15 protein-coding genes are annotated in these 16,597 nt (G+C 60.7%); 12 read left to right on the forward strand and 3 right to left on the reverse strand.

The window, feature by feature from the left end; translation table 11 throughout:
- Positions 1–129: 129 nt before the first annotated feature.
- Entirely contained in the window at positions 130–1,026 is an 897-nt protein-coding gene (locus tag CKW19_RS10085) for a DMT family transporter (RefSeq protein WP_095057774.1), read from the forward strand.
- Here the strand turns inward: CKW19_RS10085 and CKW19_RS10090 are convergent.
- Positions 1,014–2,639 carry an NADP-dependent glyceraldehyde-3-phosphate dehydrogenase gene (locus tag CKW19_RS10090; protein ID WP_095057775.1) on the reverse strand — a complete coding sequence of 542 codons (1,626 nt, stop codon included), beginning with the start codon at positions 2,637–2,639 and terminating at the stop codon, positions 1,014–1,016. The two genes, CKW19_RS10085 and CKW19_RS10090, sit on opposite strands and share 13 nt — an antisense overlap.
- Positions 2,640–2,896: 257 nt before the next feature.
- On the opposite strand from CKW19_RS10090, the gene CKW19_RS10095 reads away from it, so the two are divergent.
- From CKW19_RS10095 to CKW19_RS10140, 10 genes are all read left to right on the forward strand, one after another.
- On the forward strand, positions 2,897–3,784 hold the full coding sequence (locus CKW19_RS10095; protein ID WP_095057776.1) for a Dyp-type peroxidase: 888 nt from the start codon (positions 2,897–2,899) through the stop codon (positions 3,782–3,784).
- A 233-nt stretch (positions 3,785–4,017) separates the two neighbouring features.
- Positions 4,018–4,770: a GntR family transcriptional regulator gene (locus tag CKW19_RS10100; protein WP_095057777.1), complete on the forward strand. Its 753-nt coding sequence runs from the start codon at positions 4,018–4,020 to the stop codon at positions 4,768–4,770.
- A complete protein-coding gene (locus CKW19_RS10105) occupies positions 4,767–6,497 on the forward strand; it encodes a fumarate reductase/succinate dehydrogenase flavoprotein subunit (RefSeq protein WP_095057778.1) in 1,731 nt (576 codons plus the stop codon). The genes CKW19_RS10100 and CKW19_RS10105 overlap by 4 nt, the downstream gene beginning before the upstream one ends.
- A 26-nt stretch (positions 6,498–6,523) precedes the next feature.
- On the forward strand, positions 6,524–6,769 hold the full coding sequence (locus CKW19_RS10110; RefSeq protein ID WP_008050632.1) for a ferredoxin family protein: 246 nt from the start codon (positions 6,524–6,526) through the stop codon (positions 6,767–6,769).
- Between the two features lie 217 nt (positions 6,770–6,986).
- Entirely contained in the window at positions 6,987–8,411 is a 1,425-nt protein-coding gene (locus tag CKW19_RS10115) for an ABC transporter substrate-binding protein (RefSeq protein ID WP_177408795.1), read from the forward strand.
- A 118-nt stretch (positions 8,412–8,529) separates the two neighbouring features.
- Positions 8,530–9,312, forward strand: coding sequence for an ABC transporter permease (locus tag CKW19_RS10120; RefSeq protein WP_095057780.1), 783 nt, complete (start codon positions 8,530–8,532; stop codon positions 9,310–9,312).
- Positions 9,312–10,160 carry an ABC transporter ATP-binding protein gene (locus tag CKW19_RS10125; protein ID WP_095057781.1) on the forward strand — a complete coding sequence of 283 codons (849 nt, stop codon included), beginning with the start codon at positions 9,312–9,314 and terminating at the stop codon, positions 10,158–10,160. The genes CKW19_RS10120 and CKW19_RS10125 overlap by 1 nt, the downstream gene beginning before the upstream one ends.
- A complete protein-coding gene (locus tag CKW19_RS10130; protein WP_095057782.1) occupies positions 10,157–11,119 on the forward strand; it encodes a HEAT repeat domain-containing protein in 963 nt (320 codons plus the stop codon). Before CKW19_RS10125 ends, CKW19_RS10130 begins: the two co-directional genes overlap by 4 nt.
- Positions 11,116–11,394, forward strand: coding sequence for a DUF971 domain-containing protein (locus tag CKW19_RS10135; protein ID WP_095057783.1), 279 nt, complete (start codon positions 11,116–11,118; stop codon positions 11,392–11,394). The genes CKW19_RS10130 and CKW19_RS10135 overlap by 4 nt, the downstream gene beginning before the upstream one ends.
- Positions 11,395–11,541: 147 nt before the next feature.
- Positions 11,542–11,910 carry a DUF427 domain-containing protein gene (locus CKW19_RS10140; RefSeq protein WP_095057784.1) on the forward strand — a complete coding sequence of 123 codons (369 nt, stop codon included), beginning with the start codon at positions 11,542–11,544 and terminating at the stop codon, positions 11,908–11,910.
- A gap of 143 nt (positions 11,911–12,053) precedes the next feature.
- On the opposite strand, the gene CKW19_RS10145 is transcribed toward CKW19_RS10140, so the two are convergent.
- Both CKW19_RS10145 and CKW19_RS10150 read right to left on the reverse strand, forming a co-directional pair.
- Complete coding sequence (locus CKW19_RS10145; protein ID WP_095057785.1) at positions 12,054–13,676, reverse strand: MFS transporter; 1,623 nt, start codon at positions 13,674–13,676, stop codon at positions 12,054–12,056.
- 195 nt (positions 13,677–13,871) lie between these two features.
- A complete protein-coding gene (locus CKW19_RS10150; RefSeq protein ID WP_095057786.1) occupies positions 13,872–15,518 on the reverse strand; it encodes a GMC family oxidoreductase in 1,647 nt (548 codons plus the stop codon).
- A gap of 132 nt (positions 15,519–15,650) precedes the next feature.
- Here CKW19_RS10150 and CKW19_RS10155 point away from each other — a divergent pair, with 132 nt between their 5' ends.
- A complete protein-coding gene (locus CKW19_RS10155) occupies positions 15,651–16,547 on the forward strand; it encodes a LysR family transcriptional regulator (protein ID WP_095057787.1) in 897 nt (298 codons plus the stop codon).
- Positions 16,548–16,597: the final 50 nt, after the last annotated feature.

Genomic DNA, 16,597 nt, shown 5'->3' on the forward strand with positions numbered 1-16,597 from the left:
ACCTCTATTAGGCAATTATCGACAATCGCCTTCGTAAAAAAGGCAGATTCAGAGTTTAACCTGCTTTATACGCTGGAGATGCCCCTCAGACCATTGGCATACTTTGCCCACAAACACAGGAGTCTGATGATGGACAACACAATACGTCGCGGTTCATTCGAAATGACGGCCGCCATGCTGATCTCCGGAACCATCGGCTGGTTCGTGCTGGTCTCCGGGCAACCGGTGCTGGATGTGGTGTTCTGGCGTTGCCTGTTCGGCGCCGGCACGTTGCTGCTGATTTGCGCGGCGTTCGGCTTTCTGCGCCCCGGCATTCTGACCCGCACGACGTTTCTGCTGGCGGTGCTCAGCGGTGTGGCGATTGTCGGCAACTGGGTGTTGTTGTTCGCGTCCTATTCACGTGCATCAATTGCCATCGGGACTGCGGTGTATAACGTGCAGCCGTTCATGCTGGTCGGGCTGGCGGCACTGTTCCTCAACGAAAAGATCACCGCGCAGAAACTGACCTGGCTGGGTGTTTCGTTCCTCGGCATGCTGGCGATTGTCAGTGCCCATGGCGGGCAAGGGGAGAGTGGCGGCGAATACTTGCTGGGTATCGTTCTGGCGCTGGGTGCTGCGTTCCTTTACGCGATTGCCGCGTTGATCATCAAACGCCTGACCGGTACGCCGCCGCACCTGATCGCACTGATCCAGGTCAGCACCGGCGTGTTGTTGCTCGCACCGTTCGCGCATTTTTCCGCGCTGCCGCAAGCCCCCGGTGCGTGGGCCAGCCTAGTGACGCTGGGCATCGTGCACACCGGCGTGATGTATGTGCTGCTGTACGGTGCGATTCAAAAACTGCCGACCGCGTTGACCGGCGCACTGTCGTTCATCTATCCGATTGCAGCGATTTTCGTCGATTGGTTCGCCTTCGGTCACCGCCTCGAACCGCTGCAATGGGTAGGGGTTGCAGCGATTCTGTTGGCGGCCGCCGGTATGCAACAGGGCTGGAGCCTGAAGTTTCAATCAGTGCCTCAGAAAATGTAATCCGTGGTCAGGAAACTCGAACTACGGCCGCTGATGATTTCGCTGATCAAGTCCTTGTTGGTCTCCTGGAACTTGGTCGCAACCAAGGTGCGGATTGAAAACACTCGCAATGCGTCATGTACCGATAATGTGCCCTCGGCGGAGTTTTTGCGGCCGTTGAATGGGTAGGTGTCCGGGCCGCGCTGGCATTGGGCGTTGAGGTTGATCCGACCGACCTGGTTGGCGAAGGTGTCGACCAGTCGCCCAACCGCCACCGGGTTGGTGCCGAAAATGCTCAATTGCTGGCCGAAGTCCGATTCCAGGACGTAATCGATCACGGTGTCCAGATGGCGATAGGGCACGATGGGCACCACCGGGCCGAACTGTTCTTCCTGATAGACGCGCATCTGTGGCGTGACGGGGTAAAGCACCGCCGGGTAGAAGAACGAAGCACGGGTTTCGCCGCCATTGGGGTTGACCACTTTGGCGCCTTTGGCCTCAGCATCCGCCACCAATGAATGCAGGTAATCGACCTTGCCCGACTCCGGCAGAGGAGTCAGTGCCACGCCACTTTCCCACGGCATACCGGGTTTTAGCGTGGCGAGTTTGGTGTTGAATTTGTCGATGAAGGCCTCGACCACGTCTTCGTGGACGAAAAGGATTTTCAACGCGGTGCAGCGCTGACCGTTGAACGACAACGAGCCGGTGACCGCTTCACTGACCGCGTTGTCCAGATCCACCTCCGGCAAGACGATGCCGGGGTTTTTCGCATCCAGGCCCAACGCCGCACGCAAACGATGGGGTTTGGGATGCAGTTTCTTCAGGTCGCTGGCGGCTTTGTTGGTGCCGATGAACGCGAAGATATCGATCTTGCCACTGGCCATCAGCGCGCTGACAGTTTCGCGACCGCTGCCGTAGATGACGTTGATCACCCCGGCCGGAAAACTGTCGCGGAAGGCTTCCAGCAGCGGACGAATCAGCAACACGCCCAGTTTGGCCGGTTTGAACACCACCGTGTTGCCCATGATCAGTGCCGGAATCAGTGTGGTGAAGGTTTCGTTCAGCGGGTAGTTGTAAGGCCCCATGCACAAGGCGACGCCGAGGGGAACACGACGGATCTGGCCGAGGGTGTCCTGTTCCAGTTCGAATCGGCTGGAGCGGCGGTCGAGTTCCTTCAACGCGTTGATGGTGTCGACGATGTAGTCGCAGGTGCGGTCGAACTCTTTTTCCGAGTCCTTGAGGTTCTTGCCGATTTCCCACATCAGCAACTTGACCACGGCTTCACGCTGTTCGCGCATGCGGGCGAGGAAGGTTTCGACGTGCTGGATGCGTTCGGCTACACGCATTGTTGGCCAGAGGCCCTGACCCCGGTCGTAGGCGCGGACGGCGGCATCGAGCGCGGTCAATGCGGTGTCGGCATCCAGCAGAGGCGTGCTGCCGAGGATGGCTTGTTCATCGCCGTTCGGACCGCTCAGATAAACCGGGCTGCGGACCTGGGCGAGCGGGCCGGGCCAGGTTCTCAGCGTGCCGTCGACCAGGTATTCACGCTGTTCGGTCGGGCCGTCGAGGCGGTGTTTTTCCGGGATGCTGCCGGCGTCGGGAAACAGGTTGCCAAGAATCGGTGCTGTGGTCATGTCGCTACCCCGTAGGTGGTGTCAGCCATGCGCTGGCGGCTGCCGTTCAAATTCACTTCAAAGGTTATACGCCTCAATGCCGGTTTTTTTTAACCGTTATTGAGCGCTGATGGGCAGAGTAGAGGGGTTGAGGGTCTGGATCTTGTGCTTGAAGCGTAGACCGCAATCGGCATGGGGTGATACCTGTTCTTTTGACCTGAGCGCACACAAGTGACTGTGCGGGAGGTAAACTTCGGACTCTTTCAAAAGGAGTTCATATGAGTTATTTCCAGCCGGGCATCCTCGCCACCCCCGTTCCGCCTCAAGCCCGTCATATGTTCTTCGCCCTGGAATCGGCGGCTGCACTGCCGGCTGCGCTCGACAAACTGCAAGCTCTGGTGAACGGCAAGTCGGCGGTGATCGGCTTTGGCGAATCCCTGGTCAAGGCCCTGGACCGCCACATCGACGGCCTGCGCACGTTCCCGGCATTGACCGGCGTCGGCGTCGACAACCCGTCGACTCAACATGCGCTCTGGTGCTGGTTGCACGGTGATGACCGAGGCGAGTTGCTCAACCGCAGCAACGCCATCGAAGCGGCATTGGCACCGGCCCTGCGTCTGGTGCAGATGAACGAAACCTTCCGCCACATGAGCGGCCATGACCTGACTGGCTACGAAGACGGCACCGAGAACCCGCACGACGAAGCCGCCGTGGCTGCGGCGCTGGTGGGTGAGGGCGCGGACGGCACGGTCGGCGGGAGCTTCGCCGCGATCCAGCAATGGCAGCATGACCTGAAGGGCTTTCACGCGATGTCGTCCGAGGACAAGGACAACATCATGGGCCGCCGCTTGAGCGACAACGAAGAGATCGATGACGCGCCGGTTTCCGCTCACGTCAAACGCACCGCCCAGGAAAGCTTCGCCCCCGAGGCGTTCGTGGTGCGCCGTTCGATGCCGTGGATCGAAGGTGACCGCGCAGGCCTGATGTTCCTGGCCTTCGGTTTCTCCCTCGACGCGTTCGAAGCCCAACTGCGACGTATGAGCGGTCTGGAAGACGGGATTACTGACGGCTTGTATCGCATCAGCCGGCCGATCACGGGTGGCTACTACTGGTGCCCGCCGATCAAGGATGGCCGTCTCGATTTGCGTGCGCTGCGCATTGGCTGAGTAAAAGCCAAAGATCGCAGGCTTCCGCAGCTCCTACAGGTGGGCGATCACTGTAGGAGCTGGCTTGCCAGCGAAGGCGGTGTGTCAGATTTAGCGCGTTACCGGTTTTCGCCAGCAAGCCGGCTCCTGCAGGGCTAGTCGCTAGAATCTAACCTTATGCTCATTCGGTATTTCTCAAGCTTGTCATAACGTCTCTAAGATCACGTCATAACTCGTTATAACAAGTGATCTTCATGACCGATAACGTTCTATCCCTCAGCAGTGTTCCGCTGCACACCCAACTGCGCGACGTGCTGCGTGCCCGCATCCTCGACGGCCAATATCCGCAAGACAGCCAGATGCCTTCCGAGAGCGAACTCGGCGCGTTGTTCAAAGTCAGCCGCATCACCGTGCGCCAGGCGTTGGGCGATCTGCAAAAGGAAGGGCTGATCTTCAAGATCCACGGCAAGGGCACCTTCGTCGCCAAGCCGAAAACCTTCCAGAACGTCAGCACCCTGCAAGGCCTGGCCGAGTCCATGACCGGGCGCGGCTACGAGGTGATCAACCGCCTGCGCAGCTTCAAATTCATTGCTGCCGACAAACTGGTCGCCGAGCGTTTGCAGGTGGCCGAAGGCGAAACCGTGGCGCAGATCAAACGGGTGCGCCTGATCAACCGCGAACCGATCTCGCTGGAAATCACCTACCTGCCAAAAGCCATCGGCGAACGCCTCGAAAAGGCTGATCTGGTCACTCGCGACATTTTCCTGATCCTGGAAAACGACTGCGGCCTGGCGCTCGGTCATGCCGATCTGGCCATCGACGCGGTGCTGGCCGACAGCGACCTGACCCAGGCGCTGAACGTCGAACCCGGCTCGCCGATCATGCGCATCGAACGCCTGACCCACGACGCCAATGGCCAGCCAGTGGATTTCGAACACCTTTACTACCGTGGCGATGCGTTCCAGTACCGCTTGCGGATTGATCGGCAAAAAGGGGATCAGGCATGACTCGAAACACGCTTGAGCAGGAATACGACATCGTCGTGATCGGCGGTGGCACCGCCGGGCCGATGGCGGCGATCAAGGCCAAGGAACGTAACCGCGATCTGCGGGTGCTGTTGATCGACAAGGCCAACGTCAAGCGCAGTGGCGCGATCAGCATGGGCATGGACGGCTTGAACAACGCCATCATTCCCGGCCACTCGACACCGGAGCAATACACCAAGGAAATCACCATTGCCAACGACGGCATCGTCAATCAGGCAGCGGTGTACGCCTACGCGACCCACAGCTTCGAAACCATCGAGCAACTGGACCGCTGGGGCGTGAAGTTCGAGAAGGACGAGACCGGCGACTACGCGGTGAAAAAGGTCCACCACATGGGCGCCTACGTGTTGCCGATGCCGGAAGGGCATGACATCAAGAAAGTCCTGTATCGCCAGTTGAAACGGGCACGGGTCAGCATCACCAATCGCGTCGTGTGCACCCGTTTGCTGAAGGATGAAGAGGGCACGGTCAACGGTGTGATGGGCTTCGATTGCCGCACGGCTGACTTTCATGTGATCAAGGCCAAGGCGGTGATCCTCGCTTGCGGTGCGGCCGGGCGTCTGGGCTTGCCGTCTTCGGGTTACCTGATGGGCACCTACGAAAACCCGACCAATGCCGGCGACGGATATGCCATGGCCTATCACGCCGGGGCGGAACTGGCGAACCTGGAGTGCTTCCAGATCAACCCGCTGATCAAGGATTACAACGGCCCGGCCTGCGCCTACGTCACCGGCCCACTGGGCGGCTACACCGCCAACAACAAGGGCGAACGCTTCATCGAGTGCGACTACTGGAGCGGGCAGATGATGTGGGAGTTCCACCAGGAGCTCGAAAGCGGCAACGGCCCGGTGTTCCTCAAACTCGATCACCTGGCCGAGGAAACCATCCAGAACATCGAAGAGATTTTGCACAGCAACGAACGCCCGAGTCGCGGCCAGTTCCACGCCAATCGCGGCACCGACTACCGCACGCAGATGGTCGAGATGCACATTTCCGAGATCGGTTTTTGCAGCGGTCACTCGGCCTCCGGTGTGTGGGTCAACGAGAAGGCCGAGACCTCGGTCAAGGGTTTGTACTCGGCAGGCGACATGGCCGCGGTGCCGCACAACTACATGCTGGGTGCCTTTACCTACGGCTGGTTTGCCGGTAACAACGCGGCGGATTTTGTCGCAGACCGCGAGTTTTCTGCGCTGGATGCCGAACAGATCGAAACCGAAAAACAACGGGTCTACGCACCGCTGGACCGTGAACACGGCCTGCCACCGGCGCAGGTCGAGTACAAGCTGCGGCGCTTCGTCAACGACTACCTGCAACCGCCGAAAGTGACCAAGAAAATGCAGATCGGTCTGCAACGCTTCAGCGATATCCAGCGTGACCTCGATCAGATCAAGGCGCACAACGCCCACGAACTGATGCGTGCGATGGAAGTCAGCATGATCCGCGACTGCGCCGAAATGGCTGCCCGCGCTTCATTGTTCCGCGCTGAAAGTCGTTGGGGGCTTTACCACTATCGGGTCGATCACCCGCAACGCGACGACAGCGACTGGTTCTGCCATTGCCATCTGAAGAAAGATGAAAACGGCCAGATGACCAGCTTCAAGAAGGCCGTTGAGCCTTACATCATTGCGTTGGATGCCGAAGAAATGCAGATCTACGACCGACTGCGAGTCCGCGCCGATGCCGCTTGAGCATCACCCAAGAGAGAGACCGTGAAATGGCCTATCAAGCCCAGGAAATCTTCTTCCGCTCCAACGCCCCCGTCACCGTCGACGAGGACAAATGCATCGCCCACAAAGGCTGCACCGTGTGCGTCGACGTCTGCCCGATGGACCTGCTGGCGATCAACCCGGCCACGCAAAAGGCCTACATGGCGTTTGATGAATGCTGGTACTGCATGCCCTGTGAAAAAGACTGCCCGACGGGCGCTGTGAAAGTCGAAATTCCGTACCTCCTACGCTGAAACAAGAACCTTGTAGGCGCCGGCTTGCTGGCGATGGCGTGCCAGTCACCATCGATTCAGCTGACACTCCATCGCCAGCAAACCGGCTCCTACAGGGGGATGGAGGCCAGCCCAGACAACGAAAAAACCGCCATCCGGCCACCACCGGACGCCTGATTCAAAAACACCCCTCGTTTCCCACCGCGCCCTGATCGTGGCGGAGACGAACATCCTATAAATGATTCGAGGGGAAACACTCATGTTGCGTGCAGCTTTTGCCGGTCTGGTACTGGCGTCATTCACCTTGTCGGCCTCGGCCGAAACCATCCGCATTGCCATCGGCACCCAGGACACCACGATCAACTGCGCCGCTGGCGGTCTGTTGATTCGCGAGCTGGGCCTGCTGGACAAATACCTGCCCCACGACGGCCAATACAAAGATGCGAAGTACGAGGTGCAGTGGAAGAACTTCACCAGCGGCGCACCCCTGACCAATGAAATGGTGGCCGGCAAACTCGACTTCGGCGCCATGGCCGATTTCCCCGGTGCTTTCAACGGCGTGGCGTTTGAAACGGCCGGCAAGCACAGCCTGTTTATCAGCGTGCTGTCGGGCAGCACACAAGGCAGCGGCAACGGCATCGTGGTGCCGAGTGCGTCGGGCGTGCAATCGCTGGCAGAGCTCAAAGGCAAGACCATTTCCGTGCCGTTCGCGTCCACCGCCCATGGCATGTTGCTGCGTGCCGTGGCGGCTCAAGGCTGGGATCCGTTGAAAGATGTGAACATCATCGCCCAGCCACCGGAAGTCGCAGGCTCCGCATTGCAGGCCGGCAAGATCGACGCTCACGCAGACTTCGTGCCGTTTGCCGAACTGTTCCCGAGCCGCGGTTTCGCACGCAAGATCTACGACGGTTCGCAGGCCGCAGCGCCGACATTCCACGGCGCGCTGGTCGACCAGGCCTACGCGAAAAAGTACCCGGAAATCGTCGTCGCTTACTTGCGGGCAAGCATCGAGGCCAATCAGCTGTTGGCCGCGGAACCGGAGAAGTACAGCGAACTGATCGCCAAGGTCACCGGCGTCGATGCCGAGGTCAACTACCTGTTCCACGGCCCGCTGGGTGTGCAAACCCGCGACCTGAGCTGGAAACCGGAATACCGCCAGGCCGTGGGCACGGCTATCGATACGCTCAAGCTGTTGAAGAAAGCCGATCGCGGACTCGATCTGAACAGCTTCATCGACGACCAATACATCCGCACCGCCTTCAAAGCCTCAAACCTGGACTACACCGCGCAATTGGCCAACTACGCACAAACGCCACTGAAGGCGAGCGATGCGGCGAGCGGCAAAGCCATCACCGACTTCAGCCGTGTGGCCGAAATCTGGGTGCGTGGCGAGCCGAAAGTCCGCCAGTACGCCTCGGCGGAATCAGCGTTCGCCGCACTGGCCAACCTCAAGCAAGAAGGCAAAAACATCCGCGCGGTGTATGCCCAGGCCAGCGACAGCGGGATCAAGTTGCTGGCGGATCAGGCGTGGTTTGCCAGTGATGCGAAAGGGCGTTTGAGCGCGTTCCTGCTCAAGGGCCAGGCCCAGCAGTACGCCACGGCGCAGGGCGGCAAGGTCTTTGACTTTACCGATGCCACAACGCAGGCCGTCGCCACCCGCTAACCCTGTAGGAGCCGGCTTGCCGGCGATTGCTGACGGACATTCAACATTGATGTCGACTTAACTACCGCTATCGCCGGCAAGCCAGCTCATACGGGTTTTTTGGTTGAGAGGAATAACTGTGTACCGATCCTATTCACGCTGGATACCCAGAGCCGCTTCACTGCTGCTCTGCCTTTTGTTCTGGCAACTCGCCGCCAGCCACCACTGGAACCTCGGCCTGATAACCTTCGCCAACGTCCCGACCCCGCTGGCCGTGATCGAGGCCGCACTGGGGCTGGGCGACTCCGGCAAGCTCGGCCGACACCTGAGCAGCAGCCTCGGCCGGGTGTTCGCCGGTTACCTCGCTGCGCTGATCATCGGTATCGCTCTGGGCCTGGCCATCGGGCGCTCGAAATGGGCCGAAGACGTTTTGCTGCCGCCGCTGGAAGTGCTGCGCCCGATCCCGGCGGTGGCTTGGATTCCCCTGGCGATCCTGATGTTCCCGTCATCCGAGCTGTCGATGGTGTTCATCACCTTCACCGGCGCGTTGTTCCCGATTCTGCTCAACACCGTGCACGGCGTCGAAGGCGTCGATCCACGGCTGATCGCCTCGGCGAAAAGCCTCGGGGCAGGGCGCCGGGCAATCCTGCTGGAAGTGATCTTGCCCGGTGCTGCGCCCAGCATCATCACTGGCCTCGCCATCGGCATGGGCACGTCGTGGTTCTGCCTGGTGACGGCAGAAATGATCTCTGGCCAGTACGGCATCGGTTACTACACCTGGGAGTCGTACACCATCCAGAACTACGCCGACATTGTCGTCGGCATGTTGCTGATCGGGGTGTTGGGGATGGGCAGCAGCCTGTTGATCAAACGTCTGGGCGGACTGTTTACGCCTTGGCACCGTCCACGAGGGAAAAGCTGATGAGCGCGTTTCAACACCCTGAAGGGCGAATAGATATTCGCGGCTTGTCGATCAGCCTGGGCGAAGGCCACGCGGCGTTCGAAGCCGTACAGGGCCTCGATTGCCAGATCGAACCGGGGCAGTTCGTGTGCATTCTCGGGCCGTCCGGTTGCGGCAAATCCACGTTGCTCGGCGCGCTGGCCGGTCACTTGCAGCCGCGTGCCGGAACGCTCACGGTGGATGGCGCGGCGGTGTCCGGCCCCTCGCCGCAGCGCGGCATGGTGTTTCAGCAACACACGCTGTTCCCGTGGCGCACGGTGCGCGACAACGTCGCTTTCGGGCTGAAAATGCGCGGTATCGGCAAAGTCGAACGGCATAAAGCCGCCGACGAAATCCTCGCGCTGGTGGGCCTTGACGGCTTTGCCGAGCGATGGCCGGATCAGCTTTCCGGCGGCATGCAACAACGGGTGGAAATCGCCCGGGTGCTGGTCAATCGTCCGCGACTGTTGCTGATGGACGAACCGTTCGGTGCCCTCGACGCCTTGACCCGCTTGAACATGCAGGAACTGCTGCTGGATATCTGGACGCGCATCCGCACCACCGTGGTGTTCGTCACCCACGACATCGACGAAGCGCTGTTCCTTGCCGATCGGCTGTTGGTCATGAGCTCACGACCGGGACGCATCATCGAAGACCTGCGCCTCGATTTCCCCCGGCCTCGCACCACCGAATTGGTGACGAGCCACGAATTTTCGCGCTTGAAGCGCCATTGCCTCGAACTCCTGCGTCACGAAGACGGTCGGCAGCTGCCACGCCTGAACCCTCTCGGACTGCCTCCTGAAAACAAACTGCCGCGGTTTGCCCTATGACCTCACTTTTTGCTGTAACCGACAACGCCGACATTATCGCCCTGCAACCACGTCTGACCGATGAGGACCCCGGCGTGCGCCGGATTGCCCTGATCGAACTGGCTGACCTTGAAGAACCGGACGGCCTGCTGTGGCTGGTGGATCGACTCTCTCAGGACCCGACCGAAGAGGTCCGCGCCGAGGCCGCGCGCTTGCTCGAAGCCTGGGAGGACGAGCCCGTGGTTCAGGCGTTGTGTCAGGCGCTGACCGATCCGAGCGAAGCGGTGCAGGCCGCCGCTGCACAAAGCCTCAGCCTGCTGAAAAGTGCAGCGGCGGGGCGGGTGATTCTGCCGTGGACCGGGCATGCCGACCTCCGTGTGCGCATTGCCGCGTTCCGGGCATTGCGCGAGCTGCGTTGCGCCGATGCCGCTACGGCGGCTGCCAACGCGCTGAACGATGAGGACGCTGGCGTACGCCGCGAAGCCGTCGGCGTGCTGGGCTGGCTCAAGCAACTCGAAGCCTTGCCGGCATTGGCGCAATTGGCCAGCGATGATCCGGACACGGAAGTGCGCCGCGCCGCTACCGGTGCCCTCGGTCTGGCATCTGACGCTCAGGTGCTGCCGGCACTGCGCCAGGCATTGCAGGATCAGGCCTGGCAAGTGCGCGAAGAAGCCGCGACCACCTTGGGCAAGGTCGGACACATCGACGCCGGCCCGGCCCTGGTCCAGGCCTTGGGCGACGATTATTGGCAAGTGCGTTTGCGCGCCACCCGCAGTCTCGGTCGTTTGCGCTATGCCCCCGCGCTCGATGCGCTGATCGAAACCCTCGGCCACCGCATCAGCAACCTGCGCAAGGAAGCGGCGTTGGCCTTGGGCGAATTGAGCGATCAGCGGGCCATCGCCGCGTTGCAAGCCGCGCAGGACGATGGCGATCCAGAGGTGCGCAAAGCGGTGCGCATCGCCTTGAGTCAACTGCAATGAATCCGCTGTCAGTGGGAAATTCGACAAGCGCCCGGCAATTGCGCCTGAACTGGCCGGACGGTCGCGAACAACGACTCGACCACGCCGAGCTGCGCCGCCAGTGCCCGTGCTCGCAATGCCGAGCCTTTCGTTTGCAGGGCCTGACGCCGATGGTCGATGCGCAGGTTCGGGTCATCGAATTGAACCCGCAAGGCTATGGCGTGCAGTTGGTGTTCAGCGATGGCCACGAGCGGGGCATCTATCCCTGGACTTATCTGGCGCAATTGAATGCTTGAAGCGCAGGGCTCCCGTTCGGCTGTGAAGCCGTCGAAATGGCGGAACTTGGGTTATACCTGATAAGTCGGCATTCATAGGTTTCGGCGCTGCCACCGTCACCGGCAGCCTTGCCTACAGGTCCATCACCGTCATGAGGAACGTTTTCCATGAAAAGCTCCGGTCCTAGCCCTGTCATCACCATCGCCGAGCAGCCTGGCTGTTTGTTGGTGAAGTTTCACGGTATCCAGGTGGCCGCTTCGGCGCGGGCATTGGTACTGCTGGAGGCCAATTACCCACCGGTGTACTACGTGCCGCGCGAGGACATCGACGAGAAGTATTTCGCCCGCACCGATCACACCAGCTATTGCCCCTTCAAGGGCGATGCCAGCTATTTCAGCTTGCAGGTGCCGGGGCATGAAGGTGCGAATGCGGTGTGGAGTTATGAGAACCCCAAGGTGCCTGTCGATCAGATTAAAGGATATGTGGCGTTTTACCCGGATCAAGTGAAGTTCGAGTTGCTCGACGCCGAGGTTTAAACGCGATTTTTTTCATTGGCACTGCCCGTGTAGGAGCGAGCCTGCTCGCGATGGACTCGAGAACGCCGTGTTTATCCAGACAACACGCGTTTTCGTTTACGACCATCGCGAGCAGGCTCGCTCCTACAGGATTCGGGTCGATCTCAGTTCTTGTCCAGATCGACGTTACGCGTCTCTCGCAAACAGATCATCCCCACCACCAGACTCACCCCGGTGATCACCACCGGGTACCAAAGCCCGTAGAAAATATCCCCGGTGTACACCACCAGCGCGAACGACACGGTCGGCAGGAAACCGCCGAACCAGCCGTTGCCAATGTGGTAGGGCAGGGACATCGAGGTGTAGCGGATGCGGGTCGGGAACAGCTCGACCATCAGCGCCGCCAGTGGGCCGTAGCACATGGCGGAAATGATGATCAGCGCCACGATCAGCGCGACGATCATCGGTTTGTTGATCTGCTGCAGGTCCGCCTGCTGCGGGTAACCGGCGAGGGTCACGGCGCCGCGCAGGGCCGCTTCGTCGAAGCCGTCGATCTTCACGTCACCAATACTGATCTGCACGTCGCTGCCGGCCGGGGCCGCTGCGCTTTGGTACGGCAGGCCTTGCTTGACCAGGAAGGTCTTGACCTTGTCGCACGGGCTATCAAATTTCGCCTTGCCCACCGGGTCGAACTGGAATGTGCAGGTCGCCGGGTCGGCCATCACGGTTATCGGCGCCTGACGGCTGGCCTGGTCGATGGCCGGGTTGGCGTAGTGGGCCAGGGTCTTGAAGATCGGGAAGTACAAAGCGGTGGCGAGTAACAGCCCCAGCATTAATACCGGTTTACGCCCGACCTTGTCCGACAGCCAGCCGAAGAAGATGAAGAACGGCGCACCGATGGTCACGCTGATGATCAGCAAGCCATTGGCCACCGCCGGGTCCATCCTCAGGAACTGGGTGAGGAAGAACAGCACGTAAAATTGCGCAGCGTAAAAGGTCACCGCTTGTCCGGCGTTGATGCTGAACAGGGCAATCAAGACGACTTTGAGGTTTTCCCATTTGCCGAACGACTCACGAATCGGCTGTTTGCACAGCTTGCCTTCTTCTTTCATTTTCACGAAGGCCGGCGATTCGTGCAGGCTCATGCGGATCCAGGTCGAGATGCCCAGCAGCACGATGGAAAACAGGAACGGAATGCGCCAGCCCCAGACTTCGAACTGGTCGCCCGTGAAGTAACGGCAGCCCAGTACCACCAGCAGCGACAGCAGCAAGCCGAGGGTCGCGGTCGACTGAATCCAGCTGGTGTGGAAACCACGCTTGCCGATGGGCGCGTGCTCTGCGACATAAGTGGCAGCGCCGCCGTATTCACCGCCCAAGGCCAGGCCCTGAAGCATGCGCAGCACCACCAGAATGATCGGCGCGGCGATGCCGATGCTGGCGTAAGTCGGCAGCAACCCGACGCAGAACGTCGCCAGGCCCATGAGGACGATGGTGGCGAGGAAGGTGTATTTGCGTCCGATCATGTCTCCCAACCGACCGAACACCAGCGCACCGAATGGTCGCACGACGAAACCGGCGGCGAACGCCATCAGGGCAAAAATGAACGCCGTGGTGTCGTTGACCCCGGCGAAAAACTGTTTGCTGATCACCGCCGCGAGGGCGCCGTAGAGGAAAAAGTCATACCACTCGAAGACCGTCCCGAGGGAGGAGGCAAAGATGACTTTCTGGGTTTCCTGACTGGTGCCCGCGCTGCGCACGGCTTCCAGGGTTTGAACGTTCTCTGACATACCGGTATCCCTCACAGTGATTGTTTTTGTTGTTCCACTGTCGGCACCTGCCTTGTGGGCGGGTGCCGCTGTCGATGCATCGGACATCCCTGTAGGAGCCGGCTTGCCGGCGAAGGCGACCGTGAGTCGACATCAACGTTGACTGATGCGCCGCTTTCGCCAGCAAGCCGGCTCCTACATGTTTGTGTACCGAGTTCAGGCGTTTGCTGACAGTTCCATTGACTGCTTCACGCTCCTTGTGTCTGGGTTGAGAATCATCTGTGCCGCTTTCTCGGCAATCATCAACGTCGGTGAGCAGGTGTTGCCCGAGGTGATGCGCGGCATGATCGAGGCATCGGCGATACGCAGGCCGGGGATGCCGTGCACGCGCAGTTGGGCATCGACCACCGCAGCGGCGTCGTTGCCCATGCGGCAGGTGCCCACCGGATGGAAAATCGTCGTACCGATTCGGGCGGCGGCTTCGTGCAGTTGTTCTTCGCTTTGCAGGCTGTCACCGGGCAGGTACTCGACCGGTTTGAATGCCTTCAGGGCCGGGGCGGCCACGATGCGTCGGGTCAGGCGGATCGCGTCGGCGGCGACGCGCAAATCCTCCGGATGACTCAGGTAATTGGGTTGAATCAGCGGCGCTTCCTGCGGATCGGCGGAGCGGATTTCCACCCGGCCACGGCTTTGCGGACGCAGGTCGCAGACCGACGCCGTAAACGCCGGAAACGCATGCAGCGGTTCGCCAAAGCGCTCCAGCGACAGCGGTTGCACGTGGTACTCAAGGTTCGCTGAAGTCTGTTCCGGGCCGGAACGGGCGAATGCACCGAGCTGACTCGGCGCCATGGACAGCGGGCCGCTGCGGTCATAGAGGTAGCGCAGGCCCATGCCCATCTTGCCCCACAGGCTGCCGGCAATCTGGTTCAGGGTGCGGGCGTTTTCCAGTTTGTAGATCAGCCGCAACTGCAGGTGATCCTGCAGATTGGCGCCCACGCCGGACAGCTCATGGGCGATGCCGATCCCCAGTCGCTCCAGCAACGGACGCGGCCCGATGCCGGAACGTTGCAGGATGCTCGGCGACCCGACGGAGCCCGCGCACAGGATGATTTCCTTGCGCGCCTTGAAGGTCCTGGCCTGATCTTGCCAGCGGGCACTGACTGCCGCCGCCCGGCTGTTTTCCAGCAGTACGCGGTCGACTTCAACGCCGGTCAGCACGGTGAGATTGGGTCGATGCCGAGCCGGTTTGAGAAACGCCTTGGCCGCATTCCAGCGAATACCGGCCTTCTGATTGACCTGAAAGTAGCCGCAACCTTCGTTGTCGCCCTGGTTGAAATCATCGATGCTGGCAATGCCGCTTTGTTCGGCGGCGTTACGAAAGGCATCGAGGATCGGCCAGGACAGACGCTGGCGCTCGACCCGCCAGTCGCCGCTGGCGCCGTGAAACTCAGAATCACCGGCAAAGTGGTTTTCGCTTTTCTTGAACAGCGGCAGCACGTCCTGCCAGGCCCATCCCGGATTGCCGTCGGCCGCCCAGCCGTCGTAGTCCCCGGCCTGGCCGCGCATGTAAATCATACCGTTGATCGACGAGCAGCCGCCCAGTACTTTGCCGCGCGGATAGCTCAGGGCGCGGCCTTGCAGGCCCGGTTGCGCTTCGGTCTTGAAGCACCAGTCGGTACGTGGGTTGCCGATGCAGAACAGGTAACCCACGGGGATGTGAATCCACGCATAGTTGTCGCGGCCCCCGGCTTCGAGCAACAGCACGCGGTGCTGCGGATCGCCCGACAGTCGATTGGCCAGCAAACACCCGGCCGGCCCGGCCCCGACCACGATGTAGTCGTATTCATCAAGGGAAGTCTGCATCCCTGACCTCGTTTGTTGTTCTTGTTGCCTGTCATCCTAGTTGTTAGCTTTCGTCAAAAGAATGTTAGTTTTTGCGCAGCGGCTGTGCGTTTTTAAACAGCGCCATCCACAGCGAACAACCAGGGACGAATCATGTTTGACTGGAATGACTTGCGGTTTTTCCTCGAATTGCAGCGCAGCGGGCGTTTGCTCACGGCGGCGCGCCGGTTGAACACGACGCACGCCACCGTGGCGCGGCACATCGAAGCCATCGAAAAGAGCCTCGGCACGGCGTTGTTTGTTCAACACGCCCAAGGCTATGAACTGACCCCGGCCGGTGAAGCGCTGCTTAAACACGCCGAGGCGATGGAAAACGTCGCGCTGCTGGCGCAGGAGGAAATCACCCAGTCCACGGCTCCGCTGGGCAAGATTCGCGTCGGGGTGACGGAAGGGCTGGGCATCATGTTTCTCGCCAGTCGCATGAACGGCTTGTTCGAGCGCTACCCGGGGCTGGAGGTGGAACTGGTGGCGGTGCCGCGCTTTGTCAGCATCCTCAACCGTGAGGCGGAGATCAGCATCCACCTCGAACGCCCGTCCGCCGACATGCTGGTCACCCGCAAGCTCACGGACTATCGCCTGGCGCTCTATGCCAGCCAGGCTTATCTCGACCGTTCGCCACCGCTGCGCAGCCGCGAAGACCTGGGGCGCCACGCGTGGATCGGTTATGTCGATGATTTGCTGTTCAGCCAGGAATTGATGTTCCTCAACAGCTTCTGCCGTAACCCGCAGGTGGTGTTCCACAGCACCAGCGTGATCGCCCAGCAACAAGCGGCGCGGTCGGGGCTGGGGATCGCGGTGCTGCCGTGTTACATGGCCAGCGACGATCCGGGGCTGGTGCCGCTGTTGCCGGACGAAAGCATCCAGCGCAGCTACTGGATCAGCACCCGCCGCGAGCTGCACAAGTCTGTGCGGCTAAGGGTGCTGTGGGATTATGTGGTGGAGTTGTGTGAGCGGGAGCAAGCCCTGCTACTGCCCCCCAATCCCCTGTAGGAGCCGGCTTGCCGGCGAAGAGGTCTCAAGGTTTTCATCATGTTCAAGGC

Origin of the sequence: Pseudomonas sp. Irchel s3f7, from assembly GCF_900187615.1 — a bacterium.
GTDB lineage: Bacteria > Pseudomonadota > Gammaproteobacteria > Pseudomonadales > Pseudomonadaceae > Aquipseudomonas.